At 56.1% G+C, this 22,983-nt stretch carries 22 protein-coding genes; 11 read left to right on the top strand and 11 right to left on the bottom strand.

Annotation, left to right across the window (positions count from 1 at the left end; genetic code table 11):
- Positions 1 to 181: 181 nt before the first annotated feature.
- From glyA to ribD, 3 genes are all read left to right on the top strand, one after another.
- Complete coding sequence (gene glyA, locus ACXJJY_RS11650; RefSeq protein WP_456387960.1) at positions 182 to 1,414, top strand: serine hydroxymethyltransferase; 1,233 nt, start codon at positions 182 to 184, stop codon at positions 1,412 to 1,414.
- An 86-nt stretch (positions 1,415 to 1,500) separates the two neighbouring features.
- Positions 1,501 to 1,989 carry a transcriptional regulator NrdR gene (gene nrdR, locus ACXJJY_RS11645; protein ID WP_456387958.1) on the top strand — a complete coding sequence of 163 codons (489 nt, stop codon included), beginning with the start codon at positions 1,501 to 1,503 and terminating at the stop codon, positions 1,987 to 1,989.
- Between the two features lie 2 nt (positions 1,990 to 1,991).
- Complete coding sequence (gene ribD / locus ACXJJY_RS11640) at positions 1,992 to 3,092, top strand: bifunctional diaminohydroxyphosphoribosylaminopyrimidine deaminase/5-amino-6-(5-phosphoribosylamino)uracil reductase RibD (protein ID WP_456387956.1); 1,101 nt, start codon at positions 1,992 to 1,994, stop codon at positions 3,090 to 3,092.
- Between the two features lie 164 nt (positions 3,093 to 3,256).
- Here the strand turns inward: ribD and ACXJJY_RS11635 are convergent, their stop codons facing one another.
- The 4 genes from ACXJJY_RS11635 to ACXJJY_RS11620 form a co-directional block, all read right to left on the bottom strand.
- Positions 3,257 to 4,198 carry a hypothetical protein gene (locus ACXJJY_RS11635; RefSeq protein ID WP_456387954.1) on the bottom strand — a complete coding sequence of 314 codons (942 nt, stop codon included), beginning with the start codon at positions 4,196 to 4,198 and terminating at the stop codon, positions 3,257 to 3,259.
- Between the two features lie 184 nt (positions 4,199 to 4,382).
- The gene (locus tag ACXJJY_RS11630; RefSeq protein WP_456387952.1) at positions 4,383 to 4,670 is read right to left on the bottom strand and encodes an integration host factor subunit alpha; all 288 of its coding nucleotides are present in this window, start codon (positions 4,668 to 4,670) and stop codon (positions 4,383 to 4,385) included.
- 86 nt (positions 4,671 to 4,756) lie between these two features.
- Positions 4,757 to 6,052, bottom strand: a complete 1,296-nt coding sequence (eno, locus tag ACXJJY_RS11625; protein ID WP_456387950.1) for a phosphopyruvate hydratase — start codon at positions 6,050 to 6,052, stop codon at positions 4,757 to 4,759.
- 330 nt (positions 6,053 to 6,382) lie between these two features.
- On the bottom strand, positions 6,383 to 7,591 hold the full coding sequence (locus ACXJJY_RS11620; RefSeq protein WP_456387948.1) for a type II secretion system F family protein: 1,209 nt from the start codon (positions 7,589 to 7,591) through the stop codon (positions 6,383 to 6,385).
- Positions 7,592 to 7,783: 192 nt separating this feature from the next.
- On the opposite strand from ACXJJY_RS11620, the gene ACXJJY_RS11615 reads away from it, so the two are divergent.
- Entirely contained in the window at positions 7,784 to 8,029 is a 246-nt protein-coding gene (locus ACXJJY_RS11615) for a PxxKW family cysteine-rich protein (protein ID WP_456387946.1), read from the top strand.
- Between the two features lie 141 nt (positions 8,030 to 8,170).
- Here the strand turns inward: ACXJJY_RS11615 and ACXJJY_RS11610 are convergent, their stop codons facing one another.
- The 3 genes from ACXJJY_RS11610 to ACXJJY_RS11600 all read right to left on the bottom strand — a co-directional run bounded on the left by ACXJJY_RS11610 (position 8,171) and on the right by ACXJJY_RS11600 (position 11,085).
- Entirely contained in the window at positions 8,171 to 9,481 is a 1,311-nt protein-coding gene (locus ACXJJY_RS11610) for a UDP-glucose dehydrogenase family protein (RefSeq protein ID WP_456387944.1), read from the bottom strand.
- A gap of 87 nt (positions 9,482 to 9,568) precedes the next feature.
- The gene (locus ACXJJY_RS11605) at positions 9,569 to 10,255 is read right to left on the bottom strand and encodes a YggS family pyridoxal phosphate-dependent enzyme (protein WP_456387942.1); all 687 of its coding nucleotides are present in this window, start codon (positions 10,253 to 10,255) and stop codon (positions 9,569 to 9,571) included.
- Positions 10,252 to 11,085 (bottom strand): TatD family hydrolase, encoded by an 834-nt coding sequence (locus tag ACXJJY_RS11600; protein WP_456387940.1) that lies wholly within the window; start codon positions 11,083 to 11,085, stop codon positions 10,252 to 10,254. Before ACXJJY_RS11600 ends, ACXJJY_RS11605 begins: the two co-directional genes overlap by 4 nt.
- A 138-nt stretch (positions 11,086 to 11,223) precedes the next feature.
- On the opposite strand from ACXJJY_RS11600, the gene ACXJJY_RS11595 reads away from it, so the two are divergent.
- Genes ACXJJY_RS11595 through coaBC form a run of 3 tightly spaced genes read left to right on the top strand, consistent with a single transcriptional unit; the run spans position 11,224 to position 13,522 of the window.
- A complete protein-coding gene (locus ACXJJY_RS11595; RefSeq protein WP_456387938.1) occupies positions 11,224 to 11,760 on the top strand; it encodes a nitroreductase family protein in 537 nt (178 codons plus the stop codon).
- Entirely contained in the window at positions 11,757 to 12,254 is a 498-nt protein-coding gene (locus ACXJJY_RS11590) for a hypothetical protein (protein WP_456387936.1), read from the top strand. The genes ACXJJY_RS11595 and ACXJJY_RS11590 overlap by 4 nt, the downstream gene beginning before the upstream one ends.
- 47 nt (positions 12,255 to 12,301) lie before the next feature.
- Positions 12,302 to 13,522 (top strand): bifunctional phosphopantothenoylcysteine decarboxylase/phosphopantothenate--cysteine ligase CoaBC, encoded by a 1,221-nt coding sequence (coaBC, locus tag ACXJJY_RS11585; protein WP_456387934.1) that lies wholly within the window; start codon positions 12,302 to 12,304, stop codon positions 13,520 to 13,522.
- A gap of 138 nt (positions 13,523 to 13,660) precedes the next feature.
- Here the strand turns inward: coaBC and ACXJJY_RS11580 are convergent, their stop codons facing one another.
- Positions 13,661 to 14,824 (bottom strand): iron-containing alcohol dehydrogenase, encoded by a 1,164-nt coding sequence (locus ACXJJY_RS11580; RefSeq protein ID WP_456387932.1) that lies wholly within the window; start codon positions 14,822 to 14,824, stop codon positions 13,661 to 13,663.
- Positions 14,825 to 15,069: 245 nt separating this feature from the next.
- On the opposite strand from ACXJJY_RS11580, the gene ACXJJY_RS11575 reads away from it, so the two are divergent.
- Positions 15,070 to 15,606 (top strand): DarP family protein, encoded by a 537-nt coding sequence (locus ACXJJY_RS11575; protein WP_456387930.1) that lies wholly within the window; start codon positions 15,070 to 15,072, stop codon positions 15,604 to 15,606.
- 194 nt (positions 15,607 to 15,800) lie between these two features.
- Here the strand turns inward: ACXJJY_RS11575 and ACXJJY_RS11570 are convergent, their stop codons facing one another.
- From ACXJJY_RS11570 to ACXJJY_RS11560, 3 genes are all read right to left on the bottom strand, one after another.
- Complete coding sequence (locus ACXJJY_RS11570) at positions 15,801 to 17,708, bottom strand: biotin/lipoyl-containing protein (RefSeq protein WP_456387928.1); 1,908 nt, start codon at positions 17,706 to 17,708, stop codon at positions 15,801 to 15,803.
- Between the two features lie 239 nt (positions 17,709 to 17,947).
- The gene (locus ACXJJY_RS11565) at positions 17,948 to 19,390 is read right to left on the bottom strand and encodes an acetyl-CoA carboxylase biotin carboxylase subunit (RefSeq protein ID WP_456387926.1); all 1,443 of its coding nucleotides are present in this window, start codon (positions 19,388 to 19,390) and stop codon (positions 17,948 to 17,950) included.
- Between the two features lie 462 nt (positions 19,391 to 19,852).
- On the bottom strand, positions 19,853 to 20,767 hold the full coding sequence (locus tag ACXJJY_RS11560) for an NAD(P)/FAD-dependent oxidoreductase (RefSeq protein WP_456387924.1): 915 nt from the start codon (positions 20,765 to 20,767) through the stop codon (positions 19,853 to 19,855).
- 767 nt (positions 20,768 to 21,534) lie between these two features.
- On the opposite strand from ACXJJY_RS11560, the gene tolQ reads away from it, so the two are divergent.
- The 3 genes from tolQ to ACXJJY_RS11545 form a co-directional block, all read left to right on the top strand.
- Positions 21,535 to 22,227, top strand: coding sequence for a protein TolQ (gene tolQ / locus ACXJJY_RS11555; protein ID WP_456387922.1), 693 nt, complete (start codon positions 21,535 to 21,537; stop codon positions 22,225 to 22,227).
- A gap of 63 nt (positions 22,228 to 22,290) precedes the next feature.
- Complete coding sequence (gene tolR, locus ACXJJY_RS11550; protein WP_456387920.1) at positions 22,291 to 22,674, top strand: protein TolR; 384 nt, start codon at positions 22,291 to 22,293, stop codon at positions 22,672 to 22,674.
- Between the two features lie 34 nt (positions 22,675 to 22,708).
- On the top strand, positions 22,709 to 22,983 hold a 275-nt coding region (locus ACXJJY_RS11545), incomplete at its 3' end, for a hypothetical protein (protein ID WP_456387918.1).

The raw sequence follows: 22,983 nt of genomic DNA, 5'->3' as shown, positions 1-22,983 counted from the left end.
CAAAGATGCGACTGTGAATGTGTAACCGGCAGCCCAGGAGATTCGACTGCCGGTTTTTGTTTTAATGGAACAGAGGTTCGATCCGAATCTCAGGAAAGCAGGGATCGATCTTAAGGGGGACACACGGACTGGCAACAGAGATGCAGACCAGTTTCGTCCAAGCAGGATAAGGAAAGATATCATGGCAGATCTGGAACACGTTGATCCTGATGTATACCGATTTATCCAGTATGAGCTGGAACGCCAGACCAATCAGCTGGAACTGATTGCCTCGGAAAATATTGTTTCCCAGGCCGTGCTTGAGGCCCAGGGGTCGATTTTTACCAACAAGTACGCCGAGGGCTATCCCAATCGGCGGTACTATGGAGGCTGCGATTATGCCGACGAGGTGGAATCCATCGCTGTGCGCCGGGCAAAGGAAATCTTTGACGCGGAATACGCCAATGTCCAGCCCCATTCCGGCAGCCAGGCCAACATGGCGGTCTATTTTGCCACACTGAAACCCGGTGACAAGGTCCTGGGTATGGATCTGGCCCATGGCGGTCACCTTACCCACGGGGCTTCGGTCAGTTTTTCCGGCCAGCTGTTCAACTTCATCTCCTACGGGGTGGATCGCGAAACCGAGACCATCAACATGGAAGAGGTGGAGAGGATCGCCTTTGAAAACAGGCCCAGGATGATCGTTGCCGGAGCGTCGGCCTACCCCAGGGTGATCGATTTCGAGGGCTTCCGGCGGATCGCCGATCAGATCGGCGCCCTTTTCATGGTGGATATGGCGCATATCGCCGGCCTGGTTGCTGCCGGGGTCCACCCTTCACCGGTTCCCTTTGCCGATTTTGTCACCTCCACCACTCACAAGACCCTTCGCGGTCCGCGCGGCGGTCTCATCCTGGCGCGGGAGAAATATGCCAAGAGCCTAGACAGCAAGATCTTCCCGGGTATCCAGGGCGGTCCTCTGGTTCATGTGATCGCTGCCAAGGCCGTGGCATTCAAGGAGGCCAAACATCAGTCCTTCAGGGAATACCAGCAGCAGGTGGTGGTCAATGCCAGGGTTCTGGCCGGCCGGCTGAAGGAACATGGGTTCCGCATCGTTTCCGGCGGCACAGACAACCATCTCATGCTGGTGGATCTGCAGAACAAGAATATTACCGGCAAGGAGGCGGAGGAGCTGCTCGAGGATGCCGGGCTGACCGTCAACAAGAATGCCATTCCCTTTGACACCCAGTCCCGTTTTGTCACCGGTGGCATCCGAATCGGAACGCCCGCCGTGACCACCAGGGGGCTGAAGGAAAAGGAGATGGTACGGATAGCTGACTGGATCGACCGGGTCATCACCTCCCGTGATGTGGCTGAGCTGGCCCGTATCCGCCAGGAGGTCAGAGCACTCTGCGATCAGCTGCCTCTCTATCCCTAGATTGACAGGGTCGAGGTGTAGTCTGTCCCATACACTGACCCGGACAGGGAGCGGCAGAACCGGCAAACTATTCAGGTGAAATACTCATGAAGTGTCCATACTGCGGCCATCTTGATAACCGGGTTATCGATTCACGACTGAACAAAGATAAGACCATCACCCGGCGCCGCCGGGCCTGTGCCGCCTGCAAGCAGCGCTTCACCACCTATGAACGTATCGAGGTCATGCTGCCTATGCTTGTCAAAAAGGACGGCCGCCGCGAGCCCTGGGACAGGGGAAAGATAGTTACCGGTTTGGAGAAGGCCTGTGAAAAGAGACCGGTGAGTATGGCGGATATCGACCGGTTCGTGGATGCTATCGAAGGAAAGCTCCAGGATGTGGGCGGTAAGGAGATCCCTACCACTACCGTCGGCGAATGGGTCATGGAGGCTCTGCCGGAACTGGACGAAGTGGCTTATGTTCGCTTCGCCTCGGTTTACCGTCAGTTCAAGGATGTGAACGAATTCATGGAAGAGCTCAAACATTTTCTTGGCGATCGAACCACCGGTGACGGCGAGGTACCTGCTGACAAGTGAGTATGCAGGAAGACGAAATCTTCATGCAGATGGCGCTGGCCGAGGCGGTCCGGGGTCAGGGAAGAACGTCTCCCAATCCCTGTGTCGGGGCCGTAGTGGTGCGCGATGGCGAAGTGGTCGGACGGGGTTATCACCGTAAAGCCGGTACACCCCATGCCGAGGTGCATGCCCTGTCCGATGCCGGCAATCGGTGCCAGGGGGCTACCATCTACGTTACGCTGGAGCCGTGTAATCATACCGGACGTACCCCGCCGTGTAGCCGGGCCATTCTCGAGGCTGGAATCCGACGGGTGGTAATCGGCATGCTCGATCCCCATGGTCTTGCCGGTGGCGGCGCCGCTTTTCTCGCCTCCCGGGGGCTCGAGGTGACGACAGGTGTTCTGGAGAAGCGCTGCCGGGAGATCAACTATCCTTTTATCAAGCATGTAACCACCGGCCTGCCCTGGGTGGTGATGAAGGCAGCTATGAGCCTGGATGGAAGGATAAGCTATCTTCCCGGCGGGGGGGGGCGAATTACCGGCTCTGAGGCCAGTCAGTTTGTTCATCGGTTGCGCGACCGGTTTGATGCTATCCTGATCGGCGCCGCCACCGCCCGGATAGATAATCCCTCCCTGACGACCCGGCTTGAGGGAGCCAGGGGGCGGGATCCTCTCCGGGTGATTCTGGATTCCAACCTGTCGCTCTCCCCGGATGGTCGTTTTTTCAATCTCGAATCTCCGGCACAGACGTGGATTTTCTGTCGCTCCGATGTTTCGGTGGACAAAGAGCAGCGCCTCGCCGAGGCAGGAGCGGTTGTCCACCGGGTGGCCTTTGATGACGAGGGACGCCTGGTGCTGGAGGAGGTTCTCAAGGTCCTGGGGCGCAGCGATATCACTTCGGTCCTGGTGGAAGGCGGGAGCCGGATCCACGGCTCGTTTCTGGGGCATTCTCTGGTGGATCAGGTCTATCTTTTCACGGCCCCCTTTTTTATCGGCGATCAGGGTACCCCGCTTCTGCAGGGATACAGTTTCCCCGCCACCGGAGAACCAAGGCGTTTGCGTGACATGACAGTGGAAAGGGTCGGGGCAGATGTGCTGATCCAGGGGCTGCTCACCACCGTTTGAATACCTTTACAATTCGTCGCCGGGGAGTGAAAAGCGATATCATCGCTCTGCCCTGGAGAAACTCTTTGTCGACAGTATCAGCGAGAGGAATTTTCACAGTCTTTGTGAGTTGGATGGTAATCACAAAAACGAAAAATATCGCATTGTCCGCCTTTGATCTCTGCTCAGTCTTCCGCCATTATTTTCCGGATCTTTTTCCAGAAGTTTTCCGCCTCCTGCCTGGTTGCAAAGGCGAACCGCAGCCAGGTGGTTTCATCTTCAAAGGACAATGTATGCTGGACCTCCACCTGGGGTGGCAGATCAAGTTTCTTGCAGAAGGATTTGAATTCGCGCTGGGCTTCCACCAGGCGGGGATGGGCCTGGTTGTGGAGCCAGTCGAGCAGGGAAGAGGCCAGCTGCGGGATGTTGGCCTCCTCTCCCGGCCGTGGCCAGCGGGATAGTACCTCGCCAACAGGTTGATTGTTTCTTCTGGCCAGGTCCACGGCCAGGGTGACAACTCGCTGCTGCTTGGATCCTCCGAGACTGAGCTCAGTGATGAGCGAAACCAGCGCTATCCGATCCTCCGGAGAGATCTGGAGCAGCTGTCTGACGATCTTCGGGTGGATCTGGTTGCTGTGGAGGGCAGCCTGGATCGGTTCCTCCAGGGACAGGCACTGGAGGAGTTCATCAAGGACATGGGGTCTGGGTTTAAGGCCCAGAAGCGGGAGCAGGGAGATGGTCTCTTCCGGCGCTACATGGTCCAGGAGTTTATGGAAGAAGATCGCCTGTTCCACCATGGACAGCGAACTGCCGATAAGGGAGTGACGCAGGAGGGTGGCAAATATCTGCAGCGGTTCCAGGGCGGGAGAGAGGACAAACCCGTAAAGACTCTCCGGGACCGGCCAGGTCTGTTGCAGGGCCAGGATCCGTTTACGTCCCGAAACAATACAGTATCTTCCCCCTTCCTTTTCCTGCAGCAGCGGAGGATGGAGCAGGCCGAATCGGGCAATGTCCCGGCACAGGTTGCTGTCCGGATCTCTGAAGCCGGGTGGATTGAGGTTATAGTGCAGGTCGTCGGGATCAATGGTCGCCGGGGTGATGGGGCGCAGTTGGGACCAGGCAGGCATGATACTCACTTTTACCGGAAATTTATATGAAAGTGTCCTGATCACCGTTGCCGGCCGGGCAGACTTTCATTGTTCGTTGCGCAGGCTGGGGAGCCTGCATGGGTGTTTGATGATATGTGGGCCGACAAAACAAAAGCGGGCACCATGACTGGTGCCCGCCCTGTATTCAGGAACCGGTCAGGCTCTACTGGTTGTTGATCTTGGCCCGGAGAATGCCCGAGGGTTTGAAAGTCACCACGCGTCTTGCTTCCAGGGTCAACTCGTCACCGGTCTGAGGATTTCTGCCGCGCCGGGCTTTTTTGTCTTTGACGTTGAACTTGCCAAATCCGCTCAGCAGAAGATCCTCACCCTGGATCAGAGCGTTTTTGGAAATGGAAAGAAACGTTTCCACGGATGCAGTGGCCTGTGCCTTGGTCAGGGTCGGATGATTTTTATATACCTGCTGGACAAGATCTGCTTTGGTCAGAGTCATCGTTTAAGCCTCCAGGATGTCGCTTTTATCTGATGGTGTCCAGTCCTTTGCCTGGTAGAGAGTCGCGCTGTGGCCGTTGTCCGTACTCAGTCTGCGAGGAAGGAAAAGGCGCCGGTACCGGCGTAACGTGCCGCCACGCCAAGCTCTTCCTCGATTCGCAGCAGCTGATTGTACTTTGCCACACGATCGGTGCGCGAAGGGGCACCGGTCTTGATCTGCCCCGTGTTGAGCGCCACGGCCAGATCAGCAATGGTTGTGTCCTCGGTTTCACCGGAACGATGGGAGATAACCGAGGTATAGCCGGCCCGGTGGGCCATTTCCACCGCATCGATGGTTTCGGTGACCGAGCCGATCTGATTGAGTTTTATGAGGATGGAGTTGGCGATGTTCTTCCGGATGCCCTTTTGCAATATGGCGGTGTTGGTCACGAAGATGTCATCCCCCACCAGCTGGATCCTGTTCCCCAGGGCTTCGGTCAGCTTCTTCCAGCCCTTCCAGTCCGCTTCATCCAGCCCGTCCTCGATAGAAATGAGAGGATACTGTTTGACCCAGGAGCGGTAGAAGTCGATCATGTCTTCGGTGGTCTTTCTGGGTTTTTTCTCTGCACTGAGGATGTATTTTTTGTCTTTGGCGGAATAGAATTCGCTGGCCGCGGCATCAATACCGATGTAAATGTCCCGGCCCGGTTTGTATCCGGCCAGGGTGATCCCTTCCAGGATGGCCTCCATGGCCTCCTCATTGGAGCGCAGGTTGGGGGCAAATCCACCTTCATCGCCCACTGCGGTTTGCAGGCCGCGTTTTTTCAGGACAGCCTTGAGGGCGTGGAAGGTTTCCGTTCCCATGCGCAGGGCCTCGGCAAAGGTGGGGGCCCCGGCCGGCAGGATCATAAATTCCTGGATATCCACATTGTTGTCGGCATGGGCACCACCGTTGAGGATATTCATCATCGGAACCGGCAGTACCTTGGCGTTGACACCGCCCAGGTAAGTGTACAGGGGCAGGTCCAGCTCCATGGCCGTGGCCCTTGCCACTGCCATGGATACTCCCAGGATCGCGTTGGCACCCAGCTTTTTCTTGTTGGCTGTGTTGTCCAGGTCGATCATGGTTTGATCTATGAGAATCTGCATCGAGGATTCAAAGCCAAGCAGTTTGGGTGCAATGATTTCGTTGACATTCTCCACCGCCTGGCGCACCCCTTTGCCGTTATACCGTTTTTTGCGCAGGTCCCTGAGTTCCAGGGCCTCTCTTTTGCCGGTGGAGGCGCCGGATGGCACAGCGGCCCGGCCTGTGGCGCCGGTATCAAGATAAACCTCCACCTCAACGGTGGGGTTGCCGCGGGAATCCAGTATTTCTCTGGCAAGGATGTCAATAATTTCGCCCATGATGTTCTTCTCCTGATCCGGACTGGCCGGGATGTGAATTAAGGGTTAACATACGGTTGTTGTCTTACCTGGTGTCTGTCCAGAAATGGTCTTTCGGAGTCTTGCGGATAAGAGCAGACTTCGGACTTGCTTAGCTCGCCGATCTCTGCGTCATGCTCAAAAAATAATGCTCGGAATAGTACTCATATGCCTGCGCTTATTTTTTTCACACTCCTTTGGAGTCTTCGCCCACCTGATATCGGACGAAAATCCTCATCTTTGGACAGACACTAACTTACCAGTTATCCAGGTAATTGAAAATAAGGATTTTTCCGGTTTCCGATTCAGGTGTTATCCAACCACGCTGGCCATTTTGAAGATAGGCAGATACATGGCTATGACCAGGCCGCCGATCATGCCGCCAAGAAAGACCATCATAAACGGTTCAATCATGGCTGTCAGGTTTTCTACGGCCTGATCCACTTCTTCATCGTAGAAAACAGCTATTTTTTCCAACATGGCATCCAGGGCGCCTACAGATTCGCCAACATTGATCATTTGTACCACCATATTTGGAAAAACTCCAGTTTCTTCAAGTGGTTCAGCAATTGGTCGTCCCTCGGCGATAGCATCAATGGTTCGAAACACGGCCCGTTCGACGACTTTGTTGCCAGCGGTTTTGGCTACCACCTGCAGGGCATCGAGGATGGGAACGCCGCTCTGGAGCATGGTGGACAGGGTTCGGGTGAATTTGGCCACCGCGGTTTTACGGACCAGTGGGCCGATAATCGGGGCGCGCAAAGCCAGGGCATCAATCTTGAGTCGTCCCTTTTCAGTGGCATAGATTTTTTTGACAATGAAAAAAACAGCGATCATCCCGATGATCAGGTAGTGGATATTGCTTTTGGCAAAATTGCTCAGGTTGACTACCATCTGGGTCGGGGCCGGGAGAGCGGAGCCAAAGTCCTGGAACATTTTTTCAAAGACCGGCACTACAAAGACCAGGATGACGATGAGAATAATGATGGAGATGCCAAGACAGATGGCAGGGTAGGTCATGGCGCCCTTGATCTTCTTCTGCAGGGCCATGGATTTTTCCTTGAACGAGGCCAGCCGGGACAGGATGGTATCAAGAATACCACCGAGTTCTCCGGCTTCGATCATGTTTGTGTACAGGTTGTCAAATACCTTGGGGTGTTTGCGCATGGCGTCGGCCAGGGTGGTTCCTGTCTCGACGTCCTGCTGGATACTGGAAAGAACCTTGCGAAAGGTCGGGTTGCTCTGCTGCCTGGCCAGGATCTGCAGGCACTGGACAAGCGGCAGGCCGGCGTCGATCATGGTGGAGAGCTGCCTGGTGAAGATGACCACATCTTTACCGGTGACCTTGGGCTGGAACAGGGGAATGTTTTCAAAGATATCCTTCTGCTTTTCCTTGATTTTGAGGTTTTGGATCCGCAACCGCTTGAGCTGGGCCAGCGCGGTGGCTTCGTCCGGGGCCTCGATTTCTCCTTTCCGTTTTTCACCGTAACTGTTCTTTCCCTTCCAGACGTAGACAGGCATAAACCGCTCCAGAAAGTTTCCGCCTGCGAGCTCTGTCCGGCGAAAACCGATATATTTTATTGACAGAAGAGGGAAATAGCTTTATAGAATGTTCCTTCATTCCGGTGGGCAAGTTCCACAATATATGATATTGTATGGAAGAAATTTTTCTGTTTCAAGAAAAAGGTAATATTTTTTCAGGAGGTTGGCGATATGCAGGCCAGTGAGGCAATAAGATATAGCGAGGGACCGTTCCAGCCGGTCATCGAGAAGTGTGAAGGTTGTGAGCGTGTAGTTGAGGAAAACGACACAAAATACTGCAGGGTCTATATCAAGCCGGAAGCCAAGTGGCGGCTGGGGATCTGCAATTTCGCAACCCACGCCAAACCCGAGATCAAGGTGGTCAAGGTTCGGATCAATCCACTCAAGGCGTCCAAGCGGGCATCGCGTCGCCGGTAGGACAGGTTCCGTACTGCCGTACTGCTTTTATTTCGTTCATTCTTCCGCCTGGAAGCATGGAGTAGAAAAGTTTCCGTCCAGGGTCCCTGCTGATTTTTCCGCAGGGACCCTGTCTTTTTCCCCCGTTTTGCGGGCGCTTCCTTATTTTCTTCCCACCCCGGTATAGTGGAATCCCAGGCTGTGCATCTGTTCCGGGTCGTAGACGTTCCTCAGGTCGATGAATACCGGTGAACGTAACAGCCCGCGTATCCTTTCCAGGTCCAGGGCCCGGTACTGGTTCCACTCGGTCATCAGGACCACTCCGTCCGCGTTCTCGCAGGCTTCGTAGGCATTGGCCACGTACTCGATCTCCGGTGGCAGATATTTTCTGGCTTCCTCGATTCCTTTGGGGTCATGGGCTTTTATCTGCGCTCCTTTTTCCAGCAGGGCCGGGAGGATGGTCGCTGCCGGTGCCTCGCGCATGTCATCGGTCTCTGGCTTGAATGTCAATCCCAGGACTGCCAGGGTTTTTCCGGCCTCGGACCCGCCGAGCATATCCCTGATCTTTTTGACCATCCTGGCCTTCTGGGCGGAGTTGACCTCCACCGCGGCCTCGACGATCCGTACACTTTCGCCGCATTCCTGAGCAATGCGCATTAGGGCCAGGGTGTCCTTGGGAAAGCAGGATCCGCCGTAGCCAGGGCCGGGATGGAGGAATTTATTACCGATTCGTCCGTCCATGCCTATGCCCTTGGCCAGGGCTGAAACGTCGGCCCCTACCGCCTCGCAGACCGTGGCCATTTCGTTAATGAAGCTGATCTTGATTGCCAGAAAGGCATTGGCCGCGTATTTGGTCAGTTCCGCGGTTTCTATGTCCGTACAGACAATGGGGGTCTCCCGGATGTAGAGTGGTTTGTAAATGTCCCTCAGTACCTGTTCGGCCTGCCGGCTCTCTACTCCGATAACCACCCGGTCCGGGCGCATGAAGTCGTTGATCGCCGCCCCTTCCCGGAGAAATTCCGGATTGGAGGCCACGTCAAAGGAGGCCTCGGGGTTTTCTTCACGAATGATGCGGCTGACCTGGCGGGCGGTTCCCACCGGGACTGTGGATTTGTCAACGATCACCGTGTATCCCTTCAGGTGGGGAGCCAGTTCCCGGGCTGCCGAGTAGATATAGGTCAGATCGGCATAGCCGTCACCCCGACGGGAAGAGGGGGTGCCAACGGCAATGAAGATGGCCTCGGCTTCCGGCACGGCCTCGGCAAGATCGGTGGTGAAGTGGAGTCTCCCTTCACCGGTGTTCTTCGCCACCAGGGTGTCGAGACCTGGTTCGTAAATCGGAATTTGGCCATCCTTGAGACTATTGATCTTTTCATCGATCTTGTCCACGCAGGTGACATTGTGGCCAAACTCGGCAAAACAGGTCCCGGTGACAAGGCCAACATATCCGGTTCCGATCATGGTGATGTTCATGTTTTGTTCCTTTTCTTCTGGTTAGTTTTAGGGCACCCTTTCTGGACAGGGAAGGAGTTGCCGGTCATAAGACGATGTATGATCCAGTCAGGACCGGGGGCCAAAAATCGCTGTTCCAACCCGGATCAGGGTGGCGCCTTCTTCGATGGCCACGGGAAAATCCCTGGACATCCCCATGGAGAGCTCTACTTGGCTCTTGTCGGATAAGAGACCTTTGTCCCTGAGTTCCCGGGCAAGCTGGTAAAGCGATCTGAAAAAAGGTCTGCTCTCTTCGGGGTCAGTGGTGTAGGGCGGCATGGTCATCAGGCCGCGTAACCGCAGGGACGGCAGGGTGGCGACCTCCCTGGCCAGCTCTTCGAGATTCTCGGGCAGAACCCCTGCTTTTTGGGGTTCCCTGCCCACGTTGACCTGGAGCAGGATGTCCAGGCTGCGGCCCAGGGACCCGGAGTGTCGGTCCAGGGCACGGGCGATTTTCAGCCGGTCCACGGTTTCCACCATGGTAAAGAGCTCGGCTGCATGTCTGGCTTTGTTGCTCTGGAGGTGGCCGATGAAGTGGAAGCGGGCCCTGTCGCCCAGCTGTTCTATCTTTTCCCGTGCCTCCTGCAGGTAATTTTCACCAAAGAGTTCCTGGCCACAGTTCAGTGCTTCAAGGATCCGCTCCGGTCCCTGGCGCTTGGAAACAGCAACCAGGCGCACGGACTGTGGGTCCCGGCCGGTGCGGGCAGCAGCCTCTTCAATCTGCCTGTAGATGGTTTTCAGGTTGTCGCAAATCATTTGTCCTCTCCCGGCAGCGGCAGATTGAAAAGGTTCCTGGTGTTGGCGCTGGTCTGCCTGGCGATTTCCTCAAGGCTGGTGTTCCGCAGTCTGGCCACCTGCATCGCGGTGTAGACAAGCCAGCCAGGCTGGTTGCGTTTGCCGCGAAAGGGCATGGGGGCGAGAAAGGGGCCGTCTGTTTCCAGGATGATTCGTTCCTGGTCGGCCCGGGCGGCCACCTCCTGCAGGGAATGACCGTTCTTGAAAGTGACGATGCCTGGGATGGAAATGTAAAAGCCAAGTTCCATAACCTGGTTGGCCAGGGTCAGGTCGCCGGAAAAACAGTGCATAACTCCTCCTGCAGGGAAGGGTGCTGCCTGGCGCAATAAACGCATGGTGTCATCGTGGGCGTCACGATCATGGATGATCACTGGCAACCGCAGGTTTTTGGCCATGTCGAGCTGATAGCGGAATACGCGGAGCTGGATATCCCGGGGGGCATAGTTTTTGGCGTAGTCGAGGCCGATTTCACCGTAACCTACGACCCGGCCATCCCCGGCCAGCTCTTCCAGCTGGCGATATCCTTCGGGGCTTGCCGTGGCTGCTTCGTGGGGATGGAGACCAACGGTGGCGAACAGGGGGGTATACCGTTTTGCCAGGGCCACGGCCTTAATCGAACTTTCATGGTCGATGCCAATGGTGATTATCTGCCGGACGCCGACCTGAAGAGCCTGATCAAGAACCTGGTCCAGGTCGTCGCTGTAGGGTGCCATGTCCAGGTGACAGTGAGAGTCGATGAAGTAGGTCTCTTCATCCTGATTAAGTTCGGGTGGTTGCTGGGATCTCTGCATGGACGGAGTTGTTTTGGATATCTCTGAGCGGGTAATGATTGTTGACAATAATTTCTTTATTTTTTACAACATGATGCTACTGTTGAGCAAGGAAAGACTAAGACGGAAGATATAATTTCACCAGCCGGAGTACGACATATGGATGGTACAAACATGGAAAATCCTGTGCAGGAAGCCATTTACCGACGCCGTTCCATCCGGGAGTTCACGGATCAATCTGTATCCATGGATTTGCTGCGCCGGATTGTCACCGCCGGTATCTGGGCCCCTTCCGGACTCAACAACCAGCCCTGGCGCTTTGTGCTGGTCTGTGATGAGAATGTGCGCCACCGTCTTGCCGCTCTTACCCATTACGCACACATAATCAAGGCTGCCCCGGCCCTGATTGCCGTGTACCTTGACACTGAAGCCATGTATGATCCGGTCAAGGATCATCAGGCTGCCGGCGCCTGCATCCAGAACATGCTGCTCGCAGCCGAAGAACTGGGGCTCGGGGCTGTATGGCTTGGTCAGATCCTCAAGAACAGGGACCAGGTCAATCAGGTCCTGGAATTGGATGACCGGTACGACCTGATGGCCGTTATCGCCCTTGGCTATCCCAGCCACAGAAACCAGCAGTCCCGGCGGAAACCGCTTGAGGATTTCATACTCAAAGAGATCGGAGGTGCCAAATGATCAAGGTAACAGGACGTATCGCGCTATTGCTTTGCAGTGTTTTACTGGTACTCCAGCTGCAGACCGGATGCACCACCTTCCAGTATAGTGGCTCATCAGTGGTGGAGCCCGGGGACAGTGCATTGCCGCCGGTTTCCGGATTTGCCGATGATATCAGCGATATCGTCCTGCCAACCGAGATGGAGTGGGATCGGAAAAGGAGCATGACCATCAAGACCGAATCCTTCCGCGGAGGCATATGGCATTATGTCGGCAAGGTGGAGGTCATCTCCCTCAAGGACTTCATGGTCAAGGCCATGCAGGACAACAAGTGGAAACTGGTGGGTGAGGCCACATCGGAAAACATTCTCCTGGCCTTCATCAAGCCCAACAAGACCTGTATGATGGTCATCGAGGAAAGCACGATGGGGAAAACCCATCTCGCCCTCTATGTGACCATTGACAAGACCGGGGCCGCCAGCCTGAGTCCCTTTGCCGAAGTTCTGCGAAACTAATTTTTCCTTTTTCTGCTCGACCGGCAGCGCCGGTGGAGGGTGGCCCCATGCCGAGCTTCCCGTTTCCCGTTTTGTCTTCTCTTGCCGGGCGCCGCATTCTCCTGGGTGTGACCGGTTCCATTGCCGTGTACAAAACAGCGCAGTGGGTCCGTGACCTGGTACGGGAAGAGGCCCGGGTCACCGTGGTCATGACTTCAGCCGCTGTCCGTTTCATCACCCCGCTCACCATGGCAGCCCTTTCCGGCAGCCGGGTCTATACGGACATGTTCGATGAGGATCCCGGTAAGGCCATGGCCCATATCGATCTCTCGCGGGAACATGACCTGCTCCTCGTCGCTCCGGCCACGGCCCACACTATCTCCCGCCTGGCGCACGGAATGGCCGACGATCTGCTGACGACCACCGTGCTGGCTGCCAAAATTCCGGTGGTGGTCTGTCCGGCCATGAACAGTGTCATGTTCGCTCACCCCGCCACCCGGAAGAATCTCGATCAACTGTGTCGCTACGGGTACCGGGTGATGGAGCCGGAGTCGGGGATGCTGGCCTGCGGTGAGGAGGGGGCCGGACGGTTGCCCGGGTGGGGCCAGGTACGGGAGGTGCTCTTGGCCACTCTTTCCCCCCAGGATCTGCAGGGGCGTCATGTGCTGGTGACGGCCGGGCCTACCCGGGAGCCTCTGGACCCGGCCCGTTATCTCAGCAACCGCTCCAGTGGCAGGATGGGCTATGCCCTGGCCAGGGTCGCCCGTCGCCGCGGAGCCCGGGTAACGCTTGTCTCCGGCCCGGTTTCGCTTGATCCGCCCCCTGGCGTGGAGCTGGTTCCGGTTATGACTGCCCGGGAGATGCGCGCTGCGGTGCTGAATCACAGGGACCAGGCCGACATTATCATCATGGCCGCGGCAGTGGCCGACTTTAGACCGGCGGACTGTGCGGATCGCAAGATCAAGAAGTCCAGGGCACCGGACACCATTACCCTGAGCGAAAATTCAGATATCCTCAGGGAGCTCGGCCGGGAGTGCCGGCCGGAACAGGTCCTGGTGGGCTTTGCCGCCGAAAGCCACGACCACGAGGCCGAGGGGCGGCGCAAGCTGGTGACCAAGAATCTGGATCTCATCTGTGTCAATGATATCCTGGGCGAGAAGACCGGGTTTGACGTGGATACCAATCAGGTCCTTCTTATCGACCGGCAGGGACAGGAGACCCTGCCGCTGCTCTCCAAGGAGGAGACAGCTGTTCGGATCCTTGATCGGATTCGGGAACTGCTCTCCTGAGAGCAGGGCGGCGAGCGTTTATCAGCGGTCAAAGGAAAATCCGTACCAGCTGTCCCGTTGTTTGCAGGGTTGGTACGGATTTTCTTTTTTTCTATTTTCTTTTTTCGGAGCGTGTCCTGGTGGTGGTTATCAGGTGTGTTACATGCCGCCCATGGCGTTTTCATAGATCATCATCACGTTTTCCAGGGTGGGCTGTCGTGGATTGTTTTCCACCGGTCGGGCCACGGTCAGGGCGATTTTGGCCATCTCCTCAATCCGGTCCTCGGGGATACCCAGGTCTGCCAGGCTGGCCGGAATGGCCAGGTCCTCGTTGAGCTGGTGCATTTCTTCCACCAGGACATGGGAGGCATCGCGAAGTGACAGGTTGTTCGTGTCGCCACCGAGCATTTCGGCCAGCAGGGCATGCTTTTCCAGGTTGCCGATCAGGTTGAATTCGGTCACATAGGGCAGCAGCACCGCATTGGCAAGACCATGGGGGATGCCGAACATGCCGCCGAGCGGATAGGCCATGGCGTGGACCAGGCCGACGCCGGCCATGGCCAGGGCCTTGCCACCGAGCAGGCTTGCCAGCAGCATGTTGGAGCGGGCTTCGATGTTCCGGCCGTCCGCATAGGCGGTGCGCAGGTTGGTGGCAATCAGATCAATGGCCTGGAGCGAGTACATTTCAGACACCGGATGAGCCTGGACAGAGGTGTAGGCCTCCAGAGCATGGGTCAGAGCGTCGATTCCGGTGGCCGCGGTCACGTGGGGCGGCAGGCTCAGGGTCAGCTCCGGATCAAGAACCGCGGCTTCTGGATAGAGGGGGTCGCCGTTCATGCCACCCTTGGATCCGGTTTCTTCGTTGATGAAGACAGCGGTGAAGGTGACCTCGGCTCCGGTTCCGGCTGAAGTAGGGACCATTATCTTGGGAACGCCAGGTTTTTTTATCTTGCCCAGGCCAAGGTAATCTGCGGCCCGGCCGTCATTGGTCAGCAGGATGGCAATGGCCTTGGCCACATCCATGGCCGAGCCGCCACCAACTCCGATGACACAGTCGCAGTTGTTTTTCCTGGCAATCTCGGTACCTCTGTCCGCCAGACGCAAGCCCGGTTCGGGGTCGATTTCCGAGTAAATGGTACAGCTCATGTTGCCCGCCTCCAGGGCCTGGGTGATGTTTGAATCCAGTCCGGCCTGAATCAGGCCCGGATCAAGGACCACCAGGGCATTGGTGCCACCGAAACCGGCGGCGACTTCCGGCAGACGTTTTATTATGCCGATGCCGAAATGGATTTGGGTCGGCTGGGTAATGGTAAACTGTTGCATGGTATCTCCTGAAAAAATGTATAGTTAATCATTGTTCCATGGTCACCGGGCCTGAGGTATGGACCGGACGAAGGATCCATGGTTTTATATGAACGTCTGGTCTTGCTCTTCATGGGGACAACAAGGGCTTTCATCTTTCGTTGTGCAGGCTGTGGGAGTCTGCAAGGGTGTTCTATTGAACCCGTACGGAGTTATATATCACCAATCGGTGGACTTGGGAACGGAAAGGGACAGGAAAAAAGATTATGGAACTGAGCAGGTCGGAACAGAAGCGGAGAATCAAACAGCTGGAGAAATTTGTTCATGAGCTGGTACAGTTGCCACCGGGCATGATCAGGGATCTTCCCTGTGATACAGAGGTGCGGGAGCTCCTTTTGGAGGCGGTCGCTCTGAAGGGCGGGGCCAGAAAGCGTCAGCTCAAGTACATCACGAAGCTGCTTCGTTCCACACCGGTAGAACCGCTTTGTGATTTCATGTCCCGGCGCCGCGGCTCCAAAATCCTTGAGGACCGGGCCTTCCATGAACTGGAATACATGCGCGACACCTTGTTGAGTGAGGCCGTGGAGCAGTACCGGTTGCACCGGGAGCAACAGGTTCAGTGGGAAGAGCATTGGGACAGCCAGGCCATTCGCGATATTGAGGATCGGTTGCCCGGAATCGACACCAGGGCCCTTGCCCGGTTGGGCTACCAGTTTGCCCTGACCAGGAATCGCAGGCACAGCCGGGAAGTTTTCCGGCTTCTCCGGGCAGCCCACGAACAGCTTAAGTTCAAAAAAGGGTAGTCGTGTGCAATAGAAAGTCAGGACGACCGGGACCGAATAACCCGCTTTTGACCGTGGGTGGTTGGGATGAGCGGGACAACCGAATTATTTGGTGATCTGCCCGGAAAAAGTCAAGCTGCCAGGATAAACAAAAACAAAAAAGGCGCGAACACTGAATGTTCGCGCCTGAAAAGTTTTAGACAAAAAGGGAAGGTTTATTCGTCCTCGACCTCGATTTTGACCAATTTGTCGCCGGGCTGGACCGCCTGCCCCACCTTGACGGATACGGCCACGACCTTGCCGGCCACCTCGGAGACGATCGGGGTCTGCATTTTCATGGCCTCGAGCACAACAACCTGATCTCCTGGTTTGATCTCCTGATCAACCTCAACATTAACTGCGCAGACGTTACCGGCAAACGAGGCTCTGATGTCACCGGCCTTGGCCAGGGCTACAATCTCGTCCTTGCTGATTTTGGGAGTGCTTTCGGTATGGCCCTGCTTTTCCGGCTCAAAGATGAATACCCGCTGGTGGTGATCCACGTTGAGATAGATGTTGGTCTCCCCACTCTCGGTTTGCTGTTCCGGGCCGATCTCGATGATGTGTTCCTGGCCGTTATGATCCCTGAAGATCAGGGTCTCGCCGAGCTGGAAACCACCTTCACGGAAGAAAATGGATGGCGGCAGGACATAGGCCTTGCCGAAATTTTCCTCGAAGTTGAAGAAATCAACCGCATCGTTGGGGTGCTGCAGGTAGATGACCAGCTGCTGTTCCGTGGGCTCCTTGCCGATTCGTTCGGCCAGAGTCTCGCGCTCCTTCTCGATATCCATATCCTCGATTTCTTCGATTCCACCTTCCTCTTCAAGGATTTTTTTCCAGTTCGGGCCAAAGGCTTTTTCATAGATCCAATCGTCGGGCCGGTAGAAAGGAAAGGGGCCGTATTTGCCAAGGAGGAGGTTTTTGAGGTCACCTGAAACGTTTCCGTACCGTTCTCCTTCCAGCACATTGGAGACCGCGGTGGTCCAGAGAATCTGTGAACCCGGGGTCACCGACCACCAGTTGCCAAGCTCAATCTGGACTTTGGGCAGCTCCTTGTGGAGGATATCTGGCATCTTGTCGAGGAATCCGCCCTTGGCGGCCTGCTCCAGGCTGGACCCCATGGCTCCTCCAGGAAGTTTGTGGATCTGGACAGTGGGAAGGAACCCCTTGATCTGGGCCTCGAATGGAGCGTAGTACTGACGTTCGTCACGGATTACGTCCGATGTTTCGATGACAGCCTTCTCGTCAACACCGATGGCGGTTTTGCCATAATCCTTCAGGGTCTGGATGACGGTGAGGATAGGCGGCGGACCGTAGAAGCCGTTAAAGGCATGGTCGGAGGCATCGACAATGGTGGCCCCGGCAAGGACCGCTGCGGTTATCCGGCCGATGTCATTGCCGTCAGTGTTGTGGCCATGGTAGTGGATGGGAAGTTCCGGGTAGGCCTGCTTGATGGCGTCGACCAGCTCGCCGATCCGTTTCGGGGTTCCCAGACCGCCATGGTTCTTGATACAGAGGATGATCTCGTTGCCGGTCACGTCAAGGATCTCGCGGACTTTCCTGACGTAGAATTCATTGGTATGTTCGGGACCGGTGGAGAAGCAGATGCATGGTTCGTTGATTTTTCCGGCCTTGGCCACTTCCTCGAACACCGCCTGCATGTTGGGCACGTGGTTCATGAAGTCAAAGGTCCGCCAGACATCGACGTACTTTGCAAACTCGCGGACCGTGAAACGGATTACGTTTTGGGGATAGGGGCGATAGCCGAACAGGTTGACCCCGCGGCACAGGGTCTGGAACATCGTGTCCGGCATGGCTTCCCGCAGCAGTTCCAGTTTGAGAAAGGGATCCACCTGCTTGCGGAGGATGTCCACATGCACCGAAGCACCACCGGTTATCTCCAGTGAAAAGTATCCGGCTGCTTCCCTGGATGGGGCAGCAAGCAGATCGGTGTGGAGCAGGATCCGGTTCTTGTAGTCGGACTGGGACATGTCCCTTGCCGTATTGGTGATGTAGTAACCGTCGGCCTTCCGGAGGGCATCGAGCACGTCAGTGGTGCTCATGTGCTTGGTAATTCGTGTCATATCTATGTCGTCTGGTCTTTTCCCTGACCTGCAGAAGGTCGGAATATTAATGGTTCAAGGCGCACGCAAGGTCACCTGCATCAGAGTCAGTCTGGTCAGCTCGCATTCCTGCTGCATGGCCCGCCTGGCAGTATGCATGAAACGGGTCGCGAGATCCGCAGTACTTGTCGTGCCTCCGCCTGCCTCTGTACAGAGTCAGGGGCTTGAGGCATGATCGTTACTCCTGCATCCTGAAAGGATCAGGCTGCAAAGGTGTTTTGTTTCTTATGGTGGATTTCCGCAATCAGTGCGGCAAGTTTATTGACCTCGCTTTTCTGTTCCTCGTATTCGAACAGGTGCTGGTGAGTATCCAGATAGGAGGTATCAAAGTTTCCGGCCCGGAAATCGGGGTCATTGACCAGGTTCAGGTAGAACGGTATCGTGGTCTTGGGGCCGGTGATGACAAAGTTGGTCAGGCATCGTTTGAGCCGGTCCACGGTTTCGTTCCACGACCAGCCAAAGACGGTCAGTTTGACCAGTAACGAGTCGTAGACTTCCGGAATGGTAAATCCCTGGTAGCAGAAGCCGTCCAGGCGGACACCGTAGCCACCGGGAGAGCGGTAGACCGTGACGGTTTTTCCGCCCTCGGGCATGAAGTCGTTGCGCGGGTCTTCGGCATTGATGCGCATCTCGATGGCATGGCCGCGGAGTATAATGTCATCCTGGTCAAAGAGCAGTTTCTTGCCCATGGCCAGTTTTATCTGGGTCCGGACAATGTCGATGCCGGTGATCATCTCGGTGACAGTGTGCTCCACCTGCAGCCGGGTGTTGATCTCCATGAAATAGAACTTCCCGTCCCGGTCAAGCAGAAACTCCACTGTCCCTGCGTTGAAGTAGTTGGCTGCCCTGGCAGCCTTGACCGCGGTCTGGCAGATATCCTCGGCCTGCTTGTCGGTCAAGTGGAAGGCCGGTGCGATCTCGACCAGTTTCTGGTTCCGGCGCTGGATCGAACAGTCTCTGGTGCCCAGGTGGACGGTCTTGCCATCGCGGTCCGCGATAATCTGGACCTCCACGTGCTTGGGCTGGACCACAACCTTTTCCAGGTATACCGAGTCGTCGTTGAAGGCTGCCTTGGCTTCGGAACGGGCGATTTCGTACTGCTCCCCCAGCTCGGTCTCGTTTTCCACCCTGCGAATACCACGGCCGCCACCACCGGCGGTGGCTTTGAGCATGATCGGGTAACCGTATTTCTTGCCGAACTCAATTGCAACCTGCAGTCCCTCTTCGCCTGGCGGCAGGATATCGGTTCCCGGGACCATGGGAATGCCTGCCTTGGCCATGATGGAGCGAGCCGTGACTTTGTTGCCCAGTTTTTCAATGACATCCGATGGCGGACCGATGAAGATGATCCCGGCTTCTTCACAGGCCCTGGCGAAATCAGGATTTTCAGCGAGAAAACCGTAGCCTGGATGGATGGCGACGGCACCGGAGCGGATGGCGGCGTTGATCACCTTGTCGATGTCGAGATAATCGCTGCGCGGTCCATCACCGATCCAGACCGCCTCGTTGGCAATACGAATATGCCGGGAGTCACGGTCAGGGGTCTCGTAGATGGCAACAGCATCATAGTTCAGTTCCTGGATGGCCCGGATAATCCGGATTGCGATCTCACCACGATTGGCAACTAGAATTTTTGTTTTCAAGGCCTTACCTGTCTGTTGTTTTCAATGATGGGGCCATCGGAGACACTGCTCCCCAGTTTTCGGGGTCGGCCTGCCGAGGTGCCCTTGGTTTGCTTGTTGTGGAATTTGTCCGATGATGGTGTGATTACTGCGGGTTTCGGAAGGGATATTGGGCCGCAGGTCATCGATTGAGGATAGAACTGTAGCAGAATAACCGGTTTTAATCAAGCAAAACCGGCACAGGGTGGTTGAAGAGGCAACGGCAGGTGAGGAGGGATATCGACTCGAGGAGCGATCTTTGGCTGGAGCGCAAGGGGGGGATCTGGTTGATGATGGCGTTGCCCCAAAAAAAACGATCTGTTGTGTTGGAGCGGTGTCGGCCTGTGCTCGACGTTCTGCTCGTGCGCCTCCGGTTGGACGACACCGCTGCGCCTGGAGCCGGTTCGCCTACACCGCTGTCCCTGGATAGGAGACCATTATGGCTCAGTCCGTCTTCTTCTGTCTGCGGGCATAGGTGGCGGCCTCCATGCCGGCTACGCACCCTTCGCCCACAGCCTTGGCCATCTGGTATGGTGGTCCGCAGATATCGCCGGCGGCGTAGATGCCCGGGATGTTGGTTTCCTGTTTGCGACTGGTGTCGATATATTTGAAGAATTCCGAGTCCAGCATGACGCCGACCTGGGTGGCCAGCTCCAGGGCTCCCTTGGAACCCAGCTCGATGAAAATACCCTCCACTTTCACTTCCCGATCGTCTTCAAGCCGCAGGCCGGTCACGGCATTGTCGCCGAGAATTTCCTTGATCCATGTTCTCTGGATTACTTCCACTTCACTGTTTTTCAGACGTTCGAGCAGGTCCTCCGAGGCCTTGAGCTCGCGGGCTATGAGGTAGACCTTATCGGCATAGCCAAGCAGGGTAAGGGCTCCGTCGATGGCAGCGCTGCGGTCACCGGCCACGGCCACGGTGGCGCCGCGGTAAAAGTTGGCATCACAGTCCACACAGTAGCTCACCCCGCGGCCGGCAAACTCTTTCTCTCCCGGAACGCCGAGTTTTTTCTTGGACACGCCCATGCAGAAGATGAGGCTTCGGGTGGTGATGGTCCGGCCGCTTTCCAGGTCAAGGGTGAACAGTTTGCCTTCCTGCCCTATCTTCAACACATCCTCGGGTGAGACCTCGGTGCCGAACCGTTTGACCTGGGACATGCCGGCCTGCAGGAGTTCGTGCCCCTCGTGGACCCCATCGAGACAGGCGTAGTTTTCGATATGGGCGTTGTACAGGGCGCTGTTTTCTATCCGGCCAAGCATCAGTACCCTGGTCTTTTTGCGTGACGCGTGGATGGCGGCCTGGATACCAGCCGGTCCTGCTCCTATTATTACGACATCATATGAATTTTCTGCCATACCTGTACCTCCTTGAAGGTTATGGGTCGAACTGTAACTTATTGTATATCTGTTACTCCGGGACTAGTTGGGCCCCGGGTTCAATTTTCACAATGGTATCTACAACATCTCAAGAACAAGGTCGACAGAATTATAGTTTTCAGGTAGACTTCCAGTTTATTGTGAAAAAGAATCAAGACAGCGCAAGGGCGGGGGAAGGCTGCCGGACAAATGGCCTGAAACAGAACGGTAATCCGAAAAATTCGACGGACGGATTCCCCGAACCCGCGTTTTGCTGCCTGGTGTGCGACGGACGTGCGGAACTCAGAGGGCGCTGAGTCGGGGCCCGGATCGTCTGCATGGATTGCGGGCATGAATTTTCGTCATCACTCTATGAGGACCAGATCGAGGAATGGAAAGAGCAGGCATGCCTCTTTCTCGCCTCGACCAGATAACATGCCGACACCAGCCAGTAAGGCTGGATCGGGTTTGCCAGCCACAACGGAACATGTCAGCCGAACATGTCAGCCGGTCATTTGGTCATGACAGACTTTGCCGCTTGTCTGAGACAAAAAAATGATATTTGATTACCGTCGAAATCCAGCACTGTTTGGAGAGAAAGGATAACATCGTTCAGCCCTGAAAACTCAAAACAGTTGCCAGAGGATACCGGTAACAGGCTGTTTTCTCGTGGTTTCCGTGAAAATCGCACTGTTGTCTCCCGGCTCAGCCATTTGCTGAATTTTGGTGGTGATCACAAAAGAGTATAAATAGAGGGACAGGTTCTTGTGGATATTACAGTTTGGCACATGATTGCCGGTGCCGGCCCGATGGTGAAGCTCGTCATGTTCACCCTGCTGGTTTTTTCAGTGGTCTCCTGGGCAATCATTATCATGAAACAGGTGATGTTTCGCCGGACCATCAGGGAGTCCGAGGAGTTTCTCGAGCAGTTCTGGGAAAGCAAGACCTTGAACGATGCCTATGAGTCGGCCAGGGATTTTCCCTTGAGTCCCGAAGCTGCGGTTTTCATGTCCGGCTTCAGCGAGCTGAAGAAAATCAGCGCGGTCCGTAACTCGCAGCAGGGCAGTGAAACCCTGGAAATGCAGCTTGCCACCATGGACAATCTCAAAAGGGCGGTTCGCAAGGCCCACCTCATTGAGATGGACCGGCTTGGGCGATCCCTGTCTTTTCTGGCCACCACTGGCTCCGCCACTCCGTTCATCGGTCTGTTCGGAACCGTGTGGGGCATCATGACTTCCTTCAAGGATATAGGTATGCGTGGTTCCGCCTCCCTGGCGGTGGTGGCCCCTGGTATCTCCGAGGCCCTGGTGGCCACAGCGGCCGGTCTGGCCGTTGCCATCCCGGCGGTAATCTATTATAATTTCTATTCAGGCAAGCTGGCGGATTTCGATTCAGATATCGAGAATTTTTCAACGGATTTTCTTAACCTGATTGAACGTGATTTTCTGACCCGCAGTTGAGCGAAGAAGAGAGACCGAGGACGCATAATGGGAGCCATGGGAGGAAGAAACTGCAGGGGGTTGATGGCTGAAATCAACGTGACTCCGCTGGTCGACGTCATGCTGGTGCTGCTCATCATCTTCATGGTGACCGCACCCATGATGACCCAGGGCATTGAGGTCGACCTGCCCCAGACAACCAACAAATCCCTGCGCCAGGAGGAGGAACCCCTGCTGGTCTCCATCAACAGCAAGGGAGAGATATTTCTTGGCAAGGTCAGGGTGACCGCGGCACTGCTGCGTCAGCAGCTAGGCGCCATGCCTCCTGAAGCACGCAAGCGGCCTATCTACCTCCGGGCCGACCGGCAGGTTCCCTACGGACAGGTGGTTGCCATCATGGATGACATAAAGCAGGCGGGATTTTCCCGGCTTGGCATGGTAACACAACCGGTAACCAGGAAGCAGTAGATCCGGACCATTGGACGGCGCATCCTGCAGTGACATGGAGTTCCACCACCGCGCCAGGGTTGAAGACCGCAGCTGGTTGTGGGCGATCAGCCTGGCTGTGGTCCTGCATATTGTGACCTTCGGACTGGCCAAACAGGTGCCCCTGATACTGGACCACCGGCCTCTGCTCGACGAGGTGGTGACTGTGGATCTGGTTTCCCTGCCCGAACCGGCGCAACCATCAACACCGGCGCCGGCCAGGGGAAAAACCGTGGAGCCTGGAGCTGTTCGGCAGAAAATATCCCCGGACACACCGCAGGTACCGGTAGC

The sequence above is a fragment of the Desulfolithobacter sp. genome, assembly GCF_054025815.1.
The sequence above is the reverse complement of the archived record's forward strand: the minus strand, read 5'-3'. Positions and strand labels throughout refer to the sequence as shown.

What these genes read in the sequence shown, in the direction of transcription:
- ACXJJY_RS11615 (WP_456387946.1), top strand. Translation starts at nt 7,784, where the DNA reads ATGCAGGCCAGTGAGGCAATAAGATATAGCGAGGGACCGTTCCAGCCG.
- ribD (WP_456387956.1), top strand. Translation starts at nt 1,992, where the DNA reads ATGCAGGAAGACGAAATCTTCATGCAGATGGCGCTGGCCGAGGCGGTC.
- tolR (WP_456387920.1), top strand. Translation starts at nt 22,291, where the DNA reads ATGGCTGAAATCAACGTGACTCCGCTGGTCGACGTCATGCTGGTGCTG.
- glyA (WP_456387960.1), top strand. Translation starts at nt 182, where the DNA reads ATGGCAGATCTGGAACACGTTGATCCTGATGTATACCGATTTATCCAG.
- nrdR (WP_456387958.1), top strand. Translation starts at nt 1,501, where the DNA reads ATGAAGTGTCCATACTGCGGCCATCTTGATAACCGGGTTATCGATTCA.
- ACXJJY_RS11620 (WP_456387948.1), bottom strand. Translation starts at nt 7,591, where the DNA reads ATGCCTGTCTACGTCTGGAAGGGAAAGAACAGTTACGGTGAAAAACGG.
- ACXJJY_RS11560 (WP_456387924.1), bottom strand. Translation starts at nt 20,767, where the DNA reads ATGGCAGAAAATTCATATGATGTCGTAATAATAGGAGCAGGACCGGCT.
- coaBC (WP_456387934.1), top strand. Translation starts at nt 12,302, where the DNA reads ATGCCGAGCTTCCCGTTTCCCGTTTTGTCTTCTCTTGCCGGGCGCCGC.
- ACXJJY_RS11590 (WP_456387936.1), top strand. Translation starts at nt 11,757, where the DNA reads ATGATCAAGGTAACAGGACGTATCGCGCTATTGCTTTGCAGTGTTTTA.
- ACXJJY_RS11635 (WP_456387954.1), bottom strand. Translation starts at nt 4,198, where the DNA reads ATGCCTGCCTGGTCCCAACTGCGCCCCATCACCCCGGCGACCATTGAT.
- ACXJJY_RS11595 (WP_456387938.1), top strand. Translation starts at nt 11,224, where the DNA reads ATGGATGGTACAAACATGGAAAATCCTGTGCAGGAAGCCATTTACCGA.
- eno (WP_456387950.1), bottom strand. Translation starts at nt 6,052, where the DNA reads ATGGGCGAAATTATTGACATCCTTGCCAGAGAAATACTGGATTCCCGC.
- ACXJJY_RS11630 (WP_456387952.1), bottom strand. Translation starts at nt 4,670, where the DNA reads ATGACTCTGACCAAAGCAGATCTTGTCCAGCAGGTATATAAAAATCAT.
- ACXJJY_RS11610 (WP_456387944.1), bottom strand. Translation starts at nt 9,481, where the DNA reads ATGAACATCACCATGATCGGAACCGGATATGTTGGCCTTGTCACCGGG.
- ACXJJY_RS11600 (WP_456387940.1), bottom strand. Translation starts at nt 11,085, where the DNA reads ATGCAGAGATCCCAGCAACCACCCGAACTTAATCAGGATGAAGAGACC.
- ACXJJY_RS11605 (WP_456387942.1), bottom strand. Translation starts at nt 10,255, where the DNA reads ATGATTTGCGACAACCTGAAAACCATCTACAGGCAGATTGAAGAGGCT.
- ACXJJY_RS11580 (WP_456387932.1), bottom strand. Translation starts at nt 14,824, where the DNA reads ATGCAACAGTTTACCATTACCCAGCCGACCCAAATCCATTTCGGCATC.
- ACXJJY_RS11575 (WP_456387930.1), top strand. Translation starts at nt 15,070, where the DNA reads ATGGAACTGAGCAGGTCGGAACAGAAGCGGAGAATCAAACAGCTGGAG.
- ACXJJY_RS11570 (WP_456387928.1), bottom strand. Translation starts at nt 17,708, where the DNA reads ATGACACGAATTACCAAGCACATGAGCACCACTGACGTGCTCGATGCC.